At 44.8% G+C, this 19,588-nt stretch carries 13 protein-coding genes and 2 pseudogenes; 6 read left to right on the forward strand and 9 right to left on the reverse strand.

Features of this window, described 5'->3' with window-relative positions:
* Genes BN7444_RS02805 through BN7444_RS02825 form a run of 5 tightly spaced genes read right to left on the reverse strand, consistent with a single transcriptional unit; the run spans position 1 to position 5,061 of the window.
* Positions 1-1,716: an ABC transporter ATP-binding protein gene (locus BN7444_RS02805; protein ID WP_245654183.1), complete on the reverse strand. Its 1,716-nt coding sequence runs from the start codon at positions 1,714-1,716 to the stop codon at positions 1-3.
* Between the two features lie 24 nt (positions 1,717-1,740).
* Positions 1,741-3,132: an ATP-binding cassette domain-containing protein gene (locus tag BN7444_RS02810; protein WP_068455460.1), complete on the reverse strand. Its 1,392-nt coding sequence runs from the start codon at positions 3,130-3,132 to the stop codon at positions 1,741-1,743.
* Positions 3,125-3,826 (reverse strand): energy-coupling factor transporter transmembrane component T, encoded by a 702-nt coding sequence (locus BN7444_RS02815; RefSeq protein WP_002836640.1) that lies wholly within the window; start codon positions 3,824-3,826, stop codon positions 3,125-3,127. Before BN7444_RS02815 ends, BN7444_RS02810 begins: the two co-directional genes overlap by 8 nt.
* A gap of 24 nt (positions 3,827-3,850) precedes the next feature.
* Complete coding sequence (locus BN7444_RS02820; protein ID WP_054253434.1) at positions 3,851-4,432, reverse strand: MptD family putative ECF transporter S component; 582 nt, start codon at positions 4,430-4,432, stop codon at positions 3,851-3,853.
* 17 nt (positions 4,433-4,449) lie between these two features.
* Positions 4,450-5,061, reverse strand: a complete 612-nt coding sequence (locus BN7444_RS02825) for a TetR/AcrR family transcriptional regulator (protein WP_082941232.1) — start codon at positions 5,059-5,061, stop codon at positions 4,450-4,452.
* Between the two features lie 312 nt (positions 5,062-5,373).
* Between BN7444_RS02825 and BN7444_RS02830 the strand changes: the two are divergent.
* Positions 5,374-5,728, forward strand: a pseudogene (locus tag BN7444_RS02830) (plasmid mobilization protein).
* Positions 5,721-5,831 (forward strand): annotated as a pseudogene (locus BN7444_RS09645) (relaxase); the annotation flags it as partial. The pseudogenes BN7444_RS02830 and BN7444_RS09645, both read left to right, overlap by 8 nt.
* 4 nt (positions 5,832-5,835) lie before the next feature.
* Here the strand turns inward: BN7444_RS09645 and rlmD are convergent.
* Both rlmD and BN7444_RS02840 read right to left on the reverse strand, forming a co-directional pair.
* Positions 5,836-7,164 (reverse strand): 23S rRNA (uracil(1939)-C(5))-methyltransferase RlmD, encoded by a 1,329-nt coding sequence (gene rlmD / locus BN7444_RS02835; RefSeq protein WP_068455466.1) that lies wholly within the window; start codon positions 7,162-7,164, stop codon positions 5,836-5,838.
* A gap of 93 nt (positions 7,165-7,257) precedes the next feature.
* The gene (locus BN7444_RS02840; protein WP_068455469.1) at positions 7,258-10,152 is read right to left on the reverse strand and encodes an S-layer homology domain-containing protein; all 2,895 of its coding nucleotides are present in this window, start codon (positions 10,150-10,152) and stop codon (positions 7,258-7,260) included.
* A 153-nt stretch (positions 10,153-10,305) separates the two neighbouring features.
* Between BN7444_RS02840 and BN7444_RS02845 the strand changes: the two genes are divergently transcribed.
* Positions 10,306-11,706 carry a protein adenylyltransferase SelO gene (locus BN7444_RS02845; RefSeq protein ID WP_068455472.1) on the forward strand — a complete coding sequence of 467 codons (1,401 nt, stop codon included), beginning with the start codon at positions 10,306-10,308 and terminating at the stop codon, positions 11,704-11,706.
* A gap of 87 nt (positions 11,707-11,793) precedes the next feature.
* Here the strand turns inward: BN7444_RS02845 and BN7444_RS02850 are convergent, their stop codons facing one another.
* Complete coding sequence (locus BN7444_RS02850) at positions 11,794-15,471, reverse strand: leucine-rich repeat protein (RefSeq protein ID WP_167627195.1); 3,678 nt, start codon at positions 15,469-15,471, stop codon at positions 11,794-11,796.
* Between the two features lie 206 nt (positions 15,472-15,677).
* On the opposite strand from BN7444_RS02850, the gene BN7444_RS02855 reads away from it, so the two are divergent.
* The 3 genes from BN7444_RS02855 (at position 15,678) to BN7444_RS02865 (ending at position 18,713) form a co-directional block, all read left to right on the forward strand.
* Positions 15,678-16,355 carry an aspartate/glutamate racemase family protein gene (locus BN7444_RS02855; RefSeq protein ID WP_068455477.1) on the forward strand — a complete coding sequence of 226 codons (678 nt, stop codon included), beginning with the start codon at positions 15,678-15,680 and terminating at the stop codon, positions 16,353-16,355.
* Positions 16,355-17,566: a carboxylate--amine ligase gene (locus tag BN7444_RS02860; RefSeq protein ID WP_068455480.1), complete on the forward strand. Its 1,212-nt coding sequence runs from the start codon at positions 16,355-16,357 to the stop codon at positions 17,564-17,566. Before BN7444_RS02855 ends, BN7444_RS02860 begins: the two co-directional genes overlap by 1 nt.
* 139 nt (positions 17,567-17,705) lie before the next feature.
* On the forward strand, positions 17,706-18,713 hold the full coding sequence (locus BN7444_RS02865) for a uroporphyrinogen decarboxylase family protein (protein WP_068455484.1): 1,008 nt from the start codon (positions 17,706-17,708) through the stop codon (positions 18,711-18,713).
* Positions 18,714-18,815: 102 nt separating this feature from the next.
* On the opposite strand, the gene BN7444_RS02870 is transcribed toward BN7444_RS02865, so the two are convergent.
* Positions 18,816-19,451: a hypothetical protein gene (locus tag BN7444_RS02870; protein ID WP_068455488.1), complete on the reverse strand. Its 636-nt coding sequence runs from the start codon at positions 19,449-19,451 to the stop codon at positions 18,816-18,818.
* Between the last annotated feature and the right edge of the window lie 137 nt (positions 19,452-19,588).

Consider the following 19,588-nt stretch of genomic DNA (forward strand, 5'->3'; position numbering starts at 1 on the left):
TTATTTTTTTAGATTTGCTCTCCACATATCTTTATAAGTATTGCTTTTATTTAGTAATTCTTCATGATTACCAGCACAAGATATTTTTCCATCTTCAACTAGAAAAATCTTATCTACATCAGTTACAGTAGATAGCCTATGAGCAATAATTATAACAGTTTTCCCCTCTATCAATTTAGAAATTGATTCTTGTAACTTAACTTCATTTTCCGGATCAATATAAGCTGTTGCTTCGTCTAATATAAGAATTGGTGCATTTTTAAGCATAGCTCGAGCTATAGTAATTCTTTGCCTTTCTCCCCCAGATAAATTACTTCCCCCAGAACCTACTATCGTTTGATATCCTTTTTCTAATGACATAATAAATTCATGACAACCCGAAGCTTTTGCCATTTCTATTACTTCATCATCACTAGCATTTACCTTTCCCATTCTTATATTTTCCATCACAGTATCATTAAAAAGAAAAGTGTCTTGAGATACAAATGCTACCAAATCATATAGTTGTCTAAGTGGAATATCTAATATATTTTTATCTCCAATAGTAATTACTCCATCACTAATATCCCAATACCCAGCAATAAGCTTTGCTATAGTGGACTTCCCAGAACCTGAAGGTCCAACTAAAGCATTAACAGTATTTTCTTCTACAAATAAATCTACGCCCTTTAAAATTTCTTTGTTTTCATCGTATGCAAAATGTAAATCCTTAATCTTAATTTCATAGTTCTCAAAATAAGTTATATTATCGCTATGAATCTGTTCATCAGCTGCTAAAATAGAATCTATTCTATTAACTGTTGTTCCTACTTGTGCTAAACTGTCAATAAAATTAATTGCGGCTAATAAAGGACCTGCTACTCCTAATGAAAGTATTATGACCATTATAAAACTACTAATTTCTAGGCTACCACCTATATACATCAAAAAACCTATAGGCAGTATCGTTATCAAAGTAGTAGGTGATATTGCTTTAGATAACGACATAGAAAATTGAGTCTTCTTCATCCATTTATAAAAATATTCAGCATTTGCATAAATACTATTCTCATATTTAGAATAGGAATTCTCACCCTGATTAAAAGTTTTTATAACCTCAATTCCATTGATATATTCGACAATTGACTTATTCATATTAGTATTGACCTCAACAGATTTAGCATAATCACTTGCGTAATCTTTCATAATTAAACCCATAAACATCATACCAACTGGAATTGAAACTAAAGAAAGAATTGCCAATCTCCAATCAATGATTAATAAATAAATAATGATAAATAGCGGTCCTAATATGTTTGCCGTCATTTCTGGAAGCAAATGAGCTAATGGTCTTTCCATTTTTTCTACTTGGTCAACAATGGTTGTTTTAAATTCTCCGCTACTTGTGTCTATAATCTTTCCTAAAGGCATTCTAGGAAGTTTTTGAGCTATACTTATTCTTAAGTTCTTTAAAATTGAAAAGGTTGCTTTATGAGAAATTTTTAGTGCAAATGAATATAAAATTGATTTTAAGCTATATCCAAGAAATATAAAAAGACATAGTAACATATAATATTTAGTATCATGATTCCCTTGAATTAGATTATTTATAATGCTGCTAGCAAAAATATATGGCATAATTCCACATAAAACCCCTATACTAGAAAGAAAAATAGCAAGTTTAATCCACTTTTTCTCTGTTTCTGCATATTCCCAAATGCGTTTTAAATACTCCACAATACTCCTCCATTCTAAAATATTTTATTTTGAAAACTCATAAATATTACCTCCACAGTTTTTTATAAACTCATAATCGTGTGTAATAATTATAATGAGTTTTCCTTCTCTCTCCATATCGTGTAGGAAATTAATTAATATATCCATCTGTGGTTTACATAATCCACTTGTAGGCTCATCTAAGATAATAATAGGTTTATTACTAAGCCTTGCTATAGCAATCAACAATCTTTGCTTCTCTCCTCCCGATAAACTTTGAGGATGTTTTTCAAGCTTTGATAATAATCCCATCTTTTCCAACATTTTTTCATTTAGGCTTGTATCTTCACTTACTGTTGATACTTCCGATAATACACTTTCTGTAAAAAGCTGAGAGCTAGGATCTTGCATTACCATAAAAATTTCTTTATTTTGTTTTGTAACTTTTTTTTGATTAACAAATACATCTCCGTGACCTTTTGTAATACCGGTCAATAATTTAATGAAAGTACTTTTCCCTATTCCATTTTTTCCAATGATAAAATTTACTCCCTTATTAAAGGAAATACTAAAGTCGAAAATTTTATTCTTTTCATATTTTTTCTTAAAATTATGACATGATAAATCTCCATTACTAAAAATATTTTTATCATCCAATAAATTTACTTTATAATACTTATTAATCTCTAAATCACTTTTCTCTATTTTACTAAATGTTCTAAGTCCATATCCTTCTGCAATAGCTTTCAAATTATAATCATTTAAATCTTCTTTTTCGTATGAAATTAAAGACTCATTATCAATAATACAGAGCCTATCCATTATATCCTTTAAATAAAATAATCTATGTTCCACAACAATTATTATCTTATTTAATTCTTTTAATTTCACTAAGGCTTCTTTTAACCTTTCTATAGATTCATTATCTAATGATGAAGATGGTTCATCTAATAAGATAATATCATTTTCAGAAATTGCACAAGCTGCAAGTGCTATCATTTGCTTTTCTCCACCAGATAAATCAAATATATTTTTGTCTAGTAAGTATTCTATATTTAAGAGTTTTGAGTATTTCTTTATTCTATTGATTATCTCTAACTTGTCAGTATTTCTATTTTCTAGCTGAAAGGCTAACTCCTCAGTGGAATTCATACAGTAGAATTGAGATTTTGGATTTTGAAATACATTTGAAATAATACATGATCTTTCAAATATATTTTTACTAAGTAAATCTAGGCTGTTATATTTTATTTCTTCACTAATATTAGCATCAAGGTATTCAGGTATTACTCCATTAATTGCTTTTAATAGTGTGCTTTTTCCACATCCAGAATGTCCTGTAATAACTGTAATTTCACCAGCTTTACATTCAAAATTTAGATTTTTTAAGATATTTTCATCATCAAAAGATAAATCAAGCTTTCTTATTTTAAGCATATTTTCTACCTCTTATATAAAAAAATAAAACTAAAATAGAAACAAAAAAAATTAAATAGTCAGCAAATGTTAACTTTGCTTCTCTAATATTTGATCTATTTTGATTGACAGCAAGACCCTTAGTTAATGAAGCTACTGTCAATTCATCAGCAGAATTTGATAGGGTCATCAATAGTGGGATTATCCTATATTCAATTAATAAAATAGGATTCTTTAAAAATTTCCTAAAACTTATACCCCTCAAATAAATAGCTTGTTTTATTTGTCTATACTCAATTCTTGTTGCATAAAAATATCTAACCATAACCGCAACAGGAATGGCTATCTGATCAGGACACTTCACCTTTTTTAATGAACAAATTGCTTCTCCTACACTAGTCGTTAAAATTATATAATTTCCCATAACCATAGGTGCAAAAACTCTTTTTATTATAATTATAACTATGTGTATAAGTGATAATATTATAGAATCATTTAATTCTCTAATATTAATTTCTATAATATTCAATATTATAAAAAGTATGATTGATTTAATCCCAGATTTTATATGTCCAGATAAAAATAATAAAAAAGTAGGGAGCATACATATTAATACATAATATATAGGATTTAGGCTTTGAATATTTCCAATTGTCATAATAAAAGAAATAACCATCATTAAAAATAATTTTGCTCTAAAATCTATCCTTATCATATCTAATAACCCGCTCCCTAATTCTTACTTACCAACTTTTGAAAAATGTTTTTTCAAGAACACAATTCCCAAACTACAACCTACAAAAGCACCAATAAATCCTAAAATAGCCATGACTATTAAAATCCAATCAGGCATAACTTTCATCATCGTGTCAATAAATTCTTGCTTATAACCTTGATTTAAAAGCTCTTGTACATACTCATTTCTTGAGATGATAATCGGAACATAGTTTCCTAAAGTACAAAGACTTGAAAAAGAAAATGCTAATCTAGATTTTCCTTTACTGTCATAAGAGCCTGATTTTAATATTATTTCTCCAATAAATCCTGCAATTGCTCCTGTTAAAAGTGCCCATGGACCATGACCCATGATGACATAAGCTAAAGATATTAGCATTGTTTGAATAAAAAGCATTCCTGGCTTCTTAATTTTTGTTGAAAAAAGCATGTTACTAGGTCCAACTAAAATTCCCTGTACTAATGGAACAATTGGCATCAAAACAGGAACCATAGCTGTAAATGAGCCTATTAGCATAAAAATAAACCCAAGTACTGCAAACAAACCAACATTAATTAAATCTCTAACTTCTAATTTTTTATTCATTTCTGAAACCTCCTTAGTTATCTATTTTTTTCTAAATCTAAAATATAATTTAAAATTGTATCTTTTAGATATTTCCTATTCTCATCATATGAATCTCTTGCATTAAGAACTTGCGAGCTTAATATCATTCCATTTATATAATTTACTAAAAAACCATCTTCAAAAATCTTTGAATCAATTCCTAATTTATTAGATATTGAATCTAATTGATTTACTGTTTCTGTTTTCAAATCTTGAAACATCTTCTCTAAATCTTCATTATATTTTTTTGATTGTAATAAAAGAGAATAAACCTTAGTAATATCTGTATCTGGTAGACACTTATCCACTAAAATTTCACTCATCTGTTCATATTTATCTTGACCTATGTGAGCTTCTAAATAATTATCAATTAAATTATTTCTATACTGATTTCCATCAAGCATTAAATCTTTAAGCATTTCAGCTGTGCTTTTATAATGATGATAGACGCCACCTGTGCTCATGCCAACTTCTTTAATCACATCTTCCATCGTTGTATTCTGAAATCCCTTATTCAAAAAACATCTCATTGCTGCATCTCGAATTTCTTTTTTTCTTATTTGACCAACTTTTATTTCCTTATCTTTCAATAAAATACCTCCAGTCATTCGATTATTTTTCCGAGGATTCCCTCGGTTTTTATTATAGCTTAATTGGGAAGTATTTTCAATATCGATCAAATTATAAATTTTGCTCTACTCTACCATATACTTCTTAATTAATTTATTTAAATACGGTCTAATTAATAAAACTTAATAAACGCTTTACACTTATAACTTTAATAGCAAGCACAGTAAGTGTACGGACACTTACAAAAAAATTAATGGAGCAGACCTTTACGGAATGCTCCATTTTTTTAATTTTAACCTTGTTAGGGAGAACCCTAAGACCCCGAAATATATTTTATAAAGGACAATAAAATGGCAGATAGATTTAGAAATGAAGGAATAGAAATAAAATTAACCAAAGAAGAAAAAAATTTTTGAAAAGAAAATGAAACTTGCTAATTGCAAAACTATGTCCCACTTTCTTAGGAAATGTGTATTAGAGAAAGAAATTTATGTTGTAGATTTAGAACCATTTAGAAACTTACAATGGCTACTCTCAAATGCAACAAATAATATAAACCAGATCGCCAAGGCTACTAATACAACTGGCATTATTTACAAAAATGAAATTGAAGAAATGAATAAACAGATAGAAAAACTGTCAAGAGAAATATGGCAGATCCATTCCCTACTTCTTAATAAATCAAAAGAAAGTTCTGATGATTAGTGTGGCAATTACAAAAATACATCCTATAAAATCAACTCTAAATTTGACAATAGATTACATTACTAAGGGTGAAAAAACTGATGAAAACGTCTTGGTATCTTCCTTATTTACATCTTTTGTATCAACGCTATAGCTTCCACGTGTGCCGTCCTCGGGAATTGGTCCACGGCTTCGAGGTGTTCCACCTTATACCCTTTCGCCTCCAGGATGTCGATGTCGCGGACTTGGGTCACGGGGTTGCAGCTGATGTAGAGGATGCGTCCCGCGCCGAGGGCGGCGAGCTTGTCGATGGCTTTCGGGTGGATGCCGTCGCGGGGCGGATCCACGACGAGAAGGTCGCAGGTTTCCTCCACGGTGTCGATCATCTCCAGCACGTCGCCGGCGATGAAGCGGGCGTTGTCGATGCCGTTGCGCTTCGCCGATCGATTGGCATCCTCCACGGCGGATTCCACGATTTCGATGCCCACTACTTTTTTCGCCGCCTTGGCCAGCACCTGGCCGATGGTGCCTGTGCCGGAATAGAGGTCGAAGACGACACCTTTTTCTTCCGCCGCCAGGGCCCGGGCTTTTTCGTAGATCAGCGTGGCCGTATCGGGATTGGGCTGGAAAAAGGAAAAGGGCCCGATGTCGAAGTGAAGGTCCAAAAGATTTTCGCCGATCACCTCGTCGCCGTAGAGATGACGCACCTCCTCGGGCTTAATGGCGTCGGCCCAGTCGTCGGTGATGGTGCGGTAAATGCTCGCAATATTTCCTTTTAGCTTCAAGGAACGCAAAAAATCCACGAAGGCCGCCTCGTCCACCTCATCTGACGAGGTCACCAGGTTCACCAAGTAGCTGTCCGTGGCCCGGGCGTGGCGCACGACGAGAAAGCGCAGAGTGCCTTCGTGTTTCATGCGGTGGTAAAAGGGCGTGTTCAGCTCGCGGAAATAGTCTTCCACGGCGGCGCGAATGGCCTCCATGTCTTCCGGCACCAGGAGGCAGCCCGTGGTGGAGACGATGTCGTAAAAGCCCTTTTTGTGGTGCAGGCCCAGGGTGAGGGGGCCGCCTTTTTCCGCATCGCCGAAGGTGTATTCCATTTTGTTGCGGTAGTGATAGACCCGCGGCGCCGGCGTGTAGGGCACGTCCCTGCCGTAGAGATCGTCGATCATGGATTTTTTCAGCGCCGATTCCTTTTCGTAGCTTAAGCTCTGGTAGGTGCAGCCGCCGCAAATGGCCGCATGAGGGCAATCGGGCGCCTCTTCCATGGGTGAGGAGGCCAAAAGCTCCACGATCTTTCCCTTTTTGTTATCCTTTCGGTTTCTCGTAATGCGCACGCCCACTTTTTGCCCGGGCAGGCCGCCTTTCACCACGACCCGCACGCCGTCTTCCGTTTCCACCACGGATTTGTTGGGGAAATGCCGCTCGGTAATCTCGCCTTCTACATATTTCTTCGCCATAATGCCTCCTTTATTCTTCCCTCCATTATACCATGGGCTCCCTCCCATAGAAAAAGCTACCGACATCCATCGGTAGCTTCTCTTTTTATAAATTTACTTGTCGTAGACAAAGCTCGTGCCGTTAACTTCGAACCAGGTTTCGTCTTTTCCGTTGGCCTTGCGCTCGTAGCCGTGGCCGTTGGTGGCTTCGACGACGGGATAGTAAGACCACATGCCCTTCTTCATGTCCTTAAACTGCAGGATCTTGTCTTGATGAGCGTCCACATAGGCCTCGTCGGCAAAGCGATTGAGCATGCGATTGGTGATGGCCACCACTTCCGCCCGGGTAATGGGTTGATCGGGCTTAAAGCTTCCGTCGGGATAACCGGAAATCCATCCGGCCTCGGCGGCCTTTTGAATCACATCGTAGGCCCAGTGATCTTGGCTCACGTCGGTGAAGGTTTTGCTGCCCGCCGAAATGTCGGCAAAGCGCGTGGCCATAGCGGCAAATTCCGCCCGGGTAATGGCGGCCCGAGGCATAAAGTTGCCGTCGGGATAGCCCTTCACCATGCCCAGCTTGCTCATGTAGCTGATGGCGGTGACGGACCAGAGGTCGTCGGGGATGTCTTTGTAATCGCGACTATAAATGATGCCCTTTTGCGGCCGTTCGTTTAATAAGCGGGAGAACATGACCGTCACTTCCTGGCGAGACATGTGATTGTCGGGCTTAAAGTTTTGATCCGGATAGCCGATCATGTATTGGGCATGATCTTTTCGGTTTAAGAGAGGCGTGTCCGTGGGCACAAAGTAGAATCCGCCGCCCGGAGTCGGCTTGTCGGGCTTATTGGGATCGGGCTTTGTCGGATCGGCTTCCCATTGTGCGTAAACGGTAATGTCATCTTCAATGACAGCACCCGGTTTAAACTCCGTCCCCTTGCCGTCTTTTTGAGTGTTCCATCCCTTGAAAATATAGCCTTCCCTTACAGGGTCGGTTGGAAAATCTTCTAATTTGCTCTTTTCCAATACGAGGAATGCGTCGTGAATCGGGTCTTCCGTTTCATAATTCTTGTGGAAGATGACTTCCTTAAACACGAGTAAATTCACGTCGTCATTGTTCAAGGGGTGGTCGTATTTCGTGCCCGGGTGAGATGTGGATTGATACAAGAGCTTCACAAATTCGTCCTTTGTGCTCGGCGGCGTAAAGGTTTGGAAAGCCTTGTTGTTTTTGAAAACCGTGGTCGCATCGGTGTTGATATTGTAGTAGAAATCCTTCGCCGTCGGCGGTTGGACCAGACCCCCCGTGGTGCCGTCGTCGTATTCAGGCATATAGGCGTGAAGGTTGCTGTAGATAGCGCCGCCGTGGCCCAGTTCGCCCGTAGCTTCGTTGCCGTCAAAGACCGTGTTGTTGATGACCTTTAGCAGACCGTGGGTTTCGTCGACGGAAATGGCGCCGCCGGATTTGTCCGCCTTGTTCTTGGTAAAGGTGCAACCGTCCACGGTGACGACGCCGTCTTTGGCTAAAGCAGTATTAACATAGATGGCTCCGCCGTGACCGTTGTTTTCGTGTTTGCCGTCGGGCAAGATGGATGGTTCGGACTTAATAGCTTCATTTCCATCAAAGGTGGATTTTTCTATGGTCATGGTATTACTCGTCCAGATGCCGCCGCCGTAATAAGCTTTATTCTCTTTAAATTCAGCATTTTTAAAGTTCAAGCTGCCAGTTTCGTCAGTAAGGCATACACCGCCGCCGGATAAGGCTTCATTTTTATAAAGCTTCACGCCGTCGATGGTGAGGGTTTCGCCCTCGGGCAAGCTGGAGTAGATGCCGCCGCCAAAGTTTGCGATATTCTCTTGAATAACGACGCCGCCGATTTTTGCCTTCGGCGACCGGAGGCGGATGCCGCCGCCGTAGTTGGCTTTATTTTTTTCAATGATTCCGGACTTTAAATCACAGGAAGGAGTTGTCCCCCAAGGATAAAAGCCGCCGCCTGTATAAGCTTCGTTTTCTGAAATGACGCCATTACCTTCCATGATGAAATTACTGTTAAATGCCGCAGTTACGCCACCGCCATATTTCCCTTTGTTTTTAGATACTTGGCCGCCGGTAAGCTTAACGACAGAATTTTTGAAACAATAAATTCCTCCGCCGGCATAGGACGCGGTGTTTTCGCTGATTTCGCCGCCGGTGATTTCCAAGTTTGTATTCTTTCCGGTGGCGATACCGCCGCCGTCGTAAGCGGTGTTTTTATATATTTTACCGCCCTTAATTAAGCCTTTGCCTTGCAGAACGATAGCTCCTCCAAAGCCTGAGTCAGTAGGAACCTTGTTGCCGGTAATCTCTCCGCCGTTAATTGTCAAGATTCCCTTGCCGATATAAGCAATGGCACCGCCAGCTTGTATGGCCTCGTTATTTCTTATAATGCCTCCGTTAATGGTCAAATCGCCGGCACCTTGGCAATAAATCCCGCCGCCTATTCTGGTCTGATCGCTCGCTTCCACCTTGCCGTTTTCCAATATGGCGCCCTTATTAATCGTCAAACTTGCGGGAAGTGCTTCCGTGGATTCCATCCAAAACAGACGCTTTGCGTTGTTCCCGTCGATAATAATATCTTCTACGGTCAGATGCGCCCCGTTGACGACACCGAGCATCATATTATGAACCTTGCTATTCGCTTTAATGGTCCTCGGGTTTGCCGGGTCCTTGCTCGTAAGGGTGACTTCGCCGTAGGGAAAGCCAAACTGACTATATTCCGTTAATTCAATGTCCTTATTCACCTGAACGACAAAATTATATTTCGACCCGTCTTTTGTAAGGTCGTACATTTTGTCGATGACTTGATTGATGGTGTTGTAGTCGCCAATTGCTTCTCCCTCTTTCAAAAGCGTAATGGCCTTTTCTCCTCCGGGGCTCACGGCAAAAGCGTGCTTCGGGCTACCCGAAAAAGCGATGAAAAAGGCGAAAAGCATCACAGCTAAAATCGTGAACTGTCTTTTTCTTCTTCCTTTCATTCCTCTACCTCCTGTGTTCCTTCCGGCCACTCTGCCTTACCGACATGAGCGACCATGCTCTACCTCATTTTTAAAAAAATTTTTCTCTATTTTCTTATTATACCACAATCCTGTAAATTCTCCACCTTTGGGTATATATTTACCGGTGATACTATGTTTAATTTTGACAATTCTTACGAGGGACTGCCCCGGCATTTTTACCGCAAGGTGGAGCCCACGCCGGTGGCGGATCCCGAATTTTTTATAACGAATAGAACGCTGGCGCGTGATTTGGGCATCGACGACGAGGCTCTTTTCTCCGAGGAAGGTCTGGCTTATTTAAGCGGCAACGCCCTTCCCGAGGGGGCGTCGTCCATTGCCATGGCCTATATGGGCCATCAGTTCGGCTACCCGGCCATTTTAGGCGACGGGCGGGCCATTCTTCTCGGCGAACAGATCACGCCCGCCGGGGAGCGGTTTGACATTCAGCTGAAAGGGGCGGGGCAGACGCCCTTTTCCCGCATGGGCGACGGGCGCGCGGCTCTGGGGCCCATGCTTCGCGAATATATTTTAAGCGAGGCCATGGCCCATTTAGGCGTGCCCACGACCCGGGCCCTGGCCGTGGTCACCACGGGCCAGACCGTTTTTCGCAACCAGAGGGAAGAAGGCGCCGTCCTGACCCGCGTGGCCAAGAGCCATTTGCGGGTGGGCACCTTCGAGTGGCTGGCCGCATCCGGCGGCGATATAAACGTGCTTTTGGACTACGCCATCAAGCGCCACGACCCGGATCTCCTCGGCGCCGACGACTGCGCAGCCCGCTGGCTCGCCCGTGTGGCGGCGCGACAAGGGGAGCTTATCGCCCGGTGGATGGCCCTGGGCTTCGTCCACGGTGTCATGAACACGGACAATATGACCATCTCCGGCGAAACCATCGACTACGGCCCCTGTGCCTTTTTGGATACCTTCAATCCCAAGACCGTGTTCAGCTCCATCGACCAATTGGGCCGCTACCGCTTCGAAAATCAGGCGCAGATCGGCACCTACAATCTCACGAAATTGGGCGAGGCCCTGGGCGGCGTCCTCGGCGACGAAAAGGCGCAGGAAGAAAAAATAAACGCCGCCTTGACCGCCTACGCCGACGCCTTTCGCACGACCTACTTCCGTCTCTTGGCCCGTCGATTGGGCTTTAAGGATGCGAGTGACGCCGTCTGCGATCTGATCAATCAATGGCTCAATCTGCTTTTAGAGGAGAAGCTGGACTACAACGAATCCTTCCTGCGCCTCACCCACGGCGACGAGCGGGATGATTGGTCTGATAACTTCGCCGCCCTTTACGAAAAAATTATTTCGGCCACGGGTGACGAAGGCGATACCATTCGCCGCGAAAACAATCCCGCCATTTTCCCCCGCAATTACCTGGTAGAGCGGGCCATTCAAGAGGCGGAGCTCGGGGACAAAAGCTTTCTGCTCCACTTCATGGAGCTTTTGGAAGAGCCCTACGCCCACACGCCGGAACAAATGGCCCTGAGGAACGCCCCGGCCATCCCCGGATACAAAACCTTTTGCGGCACTTGATGGCGCGGGATACCGATAATGCAAAAAAATAGGATAAAGAAAAAAGCCACCGTGAGGTGGCTTTCATCTTTTCCCATAAGGAGTCTCTTAGTTTTTAGTGATTTCGATGCCGATATTATTTTCAAAAGCGTTGCCAGCTAATTTCGTAACCGATGCGGGAATGGTGACTTTCACAATATTATTGTAAGCGAAAGCTTTTTTATCGATGGTTTCGATGCCTTCTTCCAAAGTCAGATTGATCAGACCGCAAGCATTGAAGGCACTGTTGCCGATTTTCTTGACCGTACCCGGAATTACCAGGTCTTGAAGATTCTTATTGCCGCTAAATGCATTCGACTTAATTTCGGTAACCGACGCGGGAATGGTCAGGTTTCTAATGTCCGCATTTTGGAAGGAGCGCATGCCGATGGTGGTCACACCTTCGGGAATGGTCAATTCCTGAATGGGGCATCCGTAAAAGACGGAAGGTGCAATTTCGGTGAGACTCTTGGATAAAGTGACTTTCTTTAAGTGTGTGCAATTCGAAAAAGCACCGGGTTCAATGGTCTTTACGCTGTCGGGGATGATCACTTCTTCGATGAGATTGTTTCTAAAGGCGGCGTTTCCGATGACTTCGATGCCGTCTTCGATGACCAACTCTTTGATCTTAGTGTCGTCCGGATCGGAGGCGTTTCTTGCGAATAGGTTCGGCGCAACCTTCGTAATGGGATTGCCTGCCGCATCATGGGAGGGAATGGTCACTCTGTTGCTGGTGGCGAGTTTGTTCTTCGCCTCTTCGGAAATGCCGGTGAGGGTGCCGCCTTCAACGACGAAGTCTTCCGCCGTCCAGGGCACGCCGGTGTAGTCGTCGTCGATGTCTTGGTCGGAGCCGCTGTCGAAGAGGGCATCCAGTTTCACGACAAAGGGGGTCCCTGCAAGTTGACTTTGTACTTCTTCGGCAAATACAGGTTTCGCCGTATCGCCGTTGATTTCCCAATCAACCGCCTTGGCCAAGCCGGCACCGTTTTTGCCGTAGCCGACTTGGGTCGTGATCTTTTCATTTAACATGGCTTTAACGGCATCCTGCTCTAAGCCTTTGACGCCCAGGCGGTTGCCGAGGACGACTTCGATGCCACTGTTGCCGCTAAAGGCGCTTTCGCAGATCTTTTTCAAGCCGAAGGGCAAATTCACCTTGGTCAATTGATTGCTTCCAAAGGCGGAGCATGCCACTTCTTCCAAGGCTTTGTTGAATTTTACCGATGTCAGTTCATTGCCCGAAAAAGCATTGACGTCGATTTTCTTCAGATTTTCGTTACATACGAGCTCCGTCAGCTTCCCGTTCATAAAGGCATTGCGCCCGATGGATTCGAGGTTTTTCCCGAAGGTGACACTTTCCAATGAGGGCATCTTCCTGTCAGCATAAAAGGCCATATCGCCGACGGACTTCAGAGAATCGGGGAATTGCAGTTCTTTAATATGGTGGGCCAGGAAGGCTTGTTTGTCGATGGTTTCCAGGCCTTCGTTGAAGCGCACTTTTTCCAAGGGATTTCCTGCAAAAGCTCCCAGTTCGATGGTCTTGATATTCTTGGGAATTTCCACCGATGCCAAATCATATTTCGGGGCTCGGGTGGGGTTTTTAAATGCGGTTTTGGCAATGGTATCTACGCCGTCCATAACGGGGATGACCAGATTCTTATCCGTTGCGACCCGTTCCTTGCCTTGGTCGCTGAAGCCGGTAATTTTGTTGCCTTCCACGACAAAGTCTTCTTTGTCCCAGACGCCCAGCGTATCTTTGGCAATTTTTACCTTGACGATGAGGCGAATCTTCTTCAGATTTTCCTGTACGGTTTCGTTGGAGGTGCCGTCTGTTTTGTTGGGACCTAAGAGGCTGTTCAGCTTTTCGTCGGAAATTTGTTCGAATTTCGCACTGTAGGTGGAAATATCGCCTTCTCTGTCCAGGAGTTCCCAGCTGTCGATGCCCAGGGCCGTCTTTTCATCTTTGATTTGGCCCTTGAAGATATAGGGACGTAATTGAACGACTTCGCTTAATTTTTCTTCCACGGACTTCCCGTCAAGGGACGTGATATTCACGGGATCCTTCAGATAAATCTTAAAGATGGTGTCCCCTTCAAAACCCGGGTTAAAGCGGAAGGAGTTTCCGCAGAATACCTTGAGGGAATTGGGCACGGTAACTTCCGTGATCTTGTTGCGGCAGAAAATCTTCGGCGCAATAGTTTCTAATCCGTCGGGGAAATCGACGTTTCTCACCAAATTCGATTTAAAGGCGCCCAGGTCGATTTCCTTCAGCGTGGAGGGGAATTTTACATTGGAAATGGCGTTTTCTGAAAAGGCGGAGTCGCCGATAAAGGTCACGCCTTCTTCAATGGTTAAATTTACGATGTTACTTTTGGCAAATGCACTGGGCTCAATATCATTCAGTGTGCCCGGGATGGTCAGGCTTGTCATGTTGTTAAAGGAAAATGCGCGGGCCTTGATGTGTTCAATGCCGTCCTTCAAATTTAATTTGGCGATGCCGCATTTGAGGAAGGCGTTGACGCCAACGGACTTAATGGATCCGTCGATGGTCAGGACCTTAATCGGTTGATTGGCAAAGGCGTTGTCCGCGATTTCATCCACGCCGTCAATGGCGGGAATGACGAGATTGTTTTTGTTCTTTTCGAGTTTGGCCTTGCCTTGATCCGTCAAGCCCTTAATGGCCTTGCCTTCGACGACGAAGTCTTCCTTCACATAGGGATCGACGGCGGCAGGTTTTTCGCCTTCCACGGTTTTAAAGTCGATGGTGGCTTGTTCCAAATCGGCTTTTTCCTTTTGAAGGGATTCCAGTGTGGCCTCGGGATTGTTGAATTCCGCTTCGGCGACTTTGATTTGTGCATTCAATGCGTCGATGTCCGCCTGTTTGGCTACGACTTCCCCTTCTTCGATCTTCTTGGAATCCGTTTCGTTGCTGGGGCTCAGGCCTGCCAGGCGGCTCTTGGCCTTGTCGATGAATTCGCCTAAGATGCGGCGGGCGTCTTTCATTTCCGGTGTGTCGTTTTTGCCGGGATCGGGTTTCGGGTCGGGATTCGGTTTCGGATCGGGATTCGGTTTCGGATCCGGCGCGGGCTTGCTGCCGCCGTTGGAATTGCCGGTATTGCCCGTGTAAGAGGGAAGCCAGGTGCTGTTATCCTTGCCTGCGACTTTATCCCGCAGGCGATTGTTTTCTTCCAGCATGGGCAGACCGTTGTAGACGATGTCGAAAATATCTCGACGGACGGCCGGGGCGTTAAAGTCTTTGATCTCTACACCGGACAGCATGCCTTTTGCCGCGGCGTATTCCAAATAGGGCTTGGCCCAATCCTTTCCGTTAATGGGAGCGCCTTCCTTATAACCTTTGTCCAGGCGCACGATAAAGGCGATCATTTCCTGATTGGTGACCGGTTTATCCGGATAGAAATTTCCATCGGGCATGCCCACGGCCACGCCGGCGGCTCTCAGAAATTCGATGTAATCGTGGGCCCAGTGGCTCTTGGGCACGTCCTTAAAGCTTTGAGATGCCCAATTGATCTCTTTCATCTTTCCTTCCAGGTCGGAACCGTGAACGATAAGTTTCATGGCTTCCGCCCGAGTGAGGGTGGCATCCAGTTGCAGATCACCGCCGTCTCTACCTACGACAATCTTCTTTTCTTGCAAGACGTCCAATTTTGAATTGGCATGAACCAAGTTCAAGGGCAAGCAAGTCAGAATCATAAGCAGTGACAACAAGTAGATCAATGGCTTTCGTTTCATCATTGATTCTCCTTTCACTTAAAATAAAAGCGTTCTACTATATATATATATAAGAAGGTTTTCAACAATTAGTGGATATGCCGATACAAGTACTTTTCTATTTCCTTTTTCTATGACACTTCCCTTTCCCCCGGCGCCGCGCCTCGCCGTCCATTGGAGCGGCTAGTATGGTACAATAAAGAAAATACGATAAAGGATCTGACACTATGAATTACGAATTAGGCATCGTCGGCGGCATGGGGCCTTTGGCCACTTCCGTTCTCTTCGACTACATCGTCCGCCACACCGCCGCCCATAAAGACCAAGACCACATTAACGCTTTGATTCTAAATCACGCCACGCTGCCCGACCGCACGGAGGTCATTCTCCACGGGGAGGATAAGGATTTTCTCGACGCCGTGAAGGGCGATTACGAGATTCTGAATATGCTCAAGGTGCCGCTCATCGCCTTTCCCTGCAACACGGGCCACTACTTTTTTGAAGCCATGGAAGCCATGGCCGACGGGGAGATTATCAATATGATCGACGAGACCCTGGCTCGCTGCAAGTCTATGGGCGCCGACAAGGTGGCGGTCTTTGCCACGGAAGGCACCCGCGCCGCCAAGTCTTACGACCGCTTCGCCGAGGCCCACGATCTCACCGTCGTCTATCCCGACGCCGACGAGCAGGCCGCCATCAGCCGGGTGATTTACGACGTAAAGGAATTGGGCAAGACCCGCTTCCCCGTCATGGACGCGCTTATCGACAAGTACACGAAAGACGCCGTGGTGATTCTCGCCTGTACGGAGCTTTCCACCATCGGCATCGACCACGACAAGGTGGTGGACACCACCCAAGTCCTGGGCGATGTGATCATCGCCCGCTGCGGCAGAAAGAGGGTATAATGGATTTTATTTCAATTGTTTTAGGCACGGACAACAATGCCTACGGCGTGGCCCGCTCCCTTCACGAGGCCTACGGCGTACATTCCTACGCCTACGGGGTGAAGCCCCTGCGCTTTACGCGAAAATCGAAAATCGTGGATGTGGAAATTCACGACGGCTTCGACACGGAGGCGGGCTTTATGCCGGTGATGAACGCCATTTACGATCGCTTCAAGGATCGAAATCTGCCCCTGCTCCTCACCTCCTGCTCCGACGGCTACACCGCCCTGATCTCCAAGCACAAGGAGGAGCTCAAAGACCGCTTCCGCTTTAATTACATCGACTACGAGCTGCAACAAAAGCTGGAAAACAAAGAGGACTTCTACGCCATTTGCGAGGAGTACGGCCTGGATTATCCCAAGACCGTGATTATTACCGAAGAAAACAAGCACGACCCGGACCTGGGCCTCACCTATCCCGTGGGCCTCAAGGCCAACGACAGCATCGCCTTCGTGCATCTGCACTTCGAGGGCAAGAAGAAGTTTTACAAGATCGAAGACGCCGAGGAGCTCGCCCGCGTGGTGGACGACATTTACGCCGCCGGCTACAAGGGGGATCTCATCGCCCAGGACTTTATTCCCGGCAACTCCTCCGCCATGTACGTCCTCAACGCCTATGTGGACACCCGCGGCGAGGTGACCATGATGTGCTTGGGCAAGTGCCTTTTGGACGAATGCCTGCCCTATGAGATCGGCAATTACAACGCCCTTTTGACCATGGGAGATCAGGCCCTTTACCATCAATACGAGGCTTTTTTAAAGGCCATGGACTACCGGGGCTTCGCCAATTTCGATTTGAAATACGACGTGCGGGATAAAACCTACAAGGTCTTCGAAATCAACATTCGCCAGGGCCGCTCGTCCTATTACATGACCGCCGGCGGCTGCAATTTCATGACCTATCCTGTGCAGGATTTGATTGTCGGCGAATCAACGCCCTGCCACTACCACGACGAGCGGGGCCTGTGGCTCTTTGTGGATCCCGCCGTACTGAGAAAATACGGAAGTGCGCAAGACAAGGACTTAATCGAAAAATCACTGAGGGAAGGCTTCACCTTCACCCAGTGGTACGAGAAAGACCGCTCCCTGCCCCGCTGGCTGGACTACATGCGCCGCCGATTCTCCACGCGGAAATACTATCCCCACTACGAGCCCCAAAGGCAAAACGACTGATGCCCCCGCCCGGGGGCTCTTTTATTGCTTTTGTCGATTGAAGAAATCTTCCATGGAAAAACACAATCCTCGTCCCCTCCTTTTCTGCGTATAATAGCCTTAGAACGATAATTACTTAACACAACATAAGGAGGTTTCTATGGCAGAAGACAAACGTGCATTGGTTCAAAAAGTATTGAATATGGAAGATGCCCCTCGCGTCCCCATCGGTTTTTGGTGGCATTTCGTGCCCAAGGACAAACACTCCGCCGGCCTTCAAGATCCCTCGATTTTCGACACGGTGGTAAAGAAGCAAAAGGAAACCTACGACATACTCAAGCCGGATTTCGTGAAGCTCATGACCGACGGCTACTTCTCCCACCCCAGCGTCGTGGAAAACGACATTCGCACCGTGGAAGATTTAAAGAAGATCAAACCCATCGGCAAAGACCATCCCTGGATTCGTGAACAGGTGGCATTAACGAAAAAAGCCATGGAATACATGGAAGGCGAGGTCATGGTCTTTTACAATATTTTCGCCCCCATGCAATCCATGCGCATGTACATCGAATACATCTTCTCCGACGTAGACGCCTTCCAGGATTTGATTATGAATCACCCGGAAGACATGGCCGCCGCGGCAAAGATCATCGGCGACGACACCATCGCCCTTATGGAAGCCTTGAAGGAAGAGACGGCTATCGACGGCATCTACTACAGCGTGCAAACCATTCAAAACGAAAAGGCCGACGAAGCCTTCCACGACAAATACGTGGTTCCTTCGGATCTGCAGGTACTGGATGCAGCCAATGAGCTGTGGGACAACAATCTCATCCACATTTGCGGCATCGCCGGCTACCACAACGACATCCCCTTCTACAAAAAATACAAGGCCAAGGCTTATAACTGGGCCGTTCACACCGACAACTTCTCATTGAAAGAAGGCAAGGACCTCTTTAACGCCGCCGTCATCGGCGGGTTCGACTACAAGCCCCACACCGTGTTGGAAGACGGCACCGACGAAGAAGTGGAAGCCTTCGTCAAAGACCTTATCGAAAAGACCGGCAAACGCGGTCTGATCATCGGCGCCGACTGCGCCGTACCCGCGGACATCGACTTAAATCGACTGGCCTTCGTCCGCGAAGTGGCGGAAAAATATTCCCGATAAATTAAAGCCCCTGCGGGGGCTTTTTCATTGCACACAAAAAAACCGAGGACATGCCTCGGTTTTCTTATATAGGAGAGCTGATTACTCTTCTTCGCCCGTAGCTTAGTTACCCGTATTTTCGTTGGCCGTATTTTCGGTGTTCGTATTTTCGGTGTTCGTATTTTCGGTGTTCGTAGCTTCGCCGCCCATATCTTCCATAAGACCGTCGAAGTCACCGAGGCCGACCAGTTCCATCATAATATTTTCGGGTTCGGCTACCTTCCAGCTGTCTCCCTCTTTCTTCACGGCGATTTCCACGTCTTTCGTTTGGTCTTCCATTTTTTCCACGTCGACGCCGGCCATGATTTCTTCTTCGGACTTGCCTGCCAGTATGTCGTCCATGGATTGCGATATGATGCTCATGATGTTTTTCGAGGTAATGGTGTAGACCAGTGTGCCTTCCTCGGCGCCGTCTTTGATTTCGCCGGATTTAAACTCGAACTTAGCGCTCTTCAAAATGTCGATGAAGAACTTATTTTCCGGCTTGTCCATATCCTTCACGAATTCGTCGTCTTTTAAAAACTCTTTGTCCTTGTCCAAGACGTATTTTTGCGCATCCTCAATTTTCATTTCGCTGAAGGCGGTCATAAAGCCTTCGGCGGCTTCCTTCGCCAGCTCCGTGTCGGATTTTTTGTTACAGGCGGGAAGGGCCACGAGCATCATCAGTGCCAGGGCGATCCATAATAGTTTCTTTCTCATAGTCATCCTCCTTCTATTGGATAGAGATTTTTCTTGACTATAGATTACCACCGGCGGATCCCTTCCACATCGCCCAAAAGGATGAGATGAAGAACTTTTTTGATTTTTTTATGATTTTTTTCGACAAAAAACCCGAA

It is taken from the genome of Peptoniphilus pacaensis (assembly GCF_900088125.1).
Taxonomy (GTDB): Bacteria; Bacillota; Clostridia; order Tissierellales; family Peptoniphilaceae; genus Aedoeadaptatus; species Aedoeadaptatus pacaensis.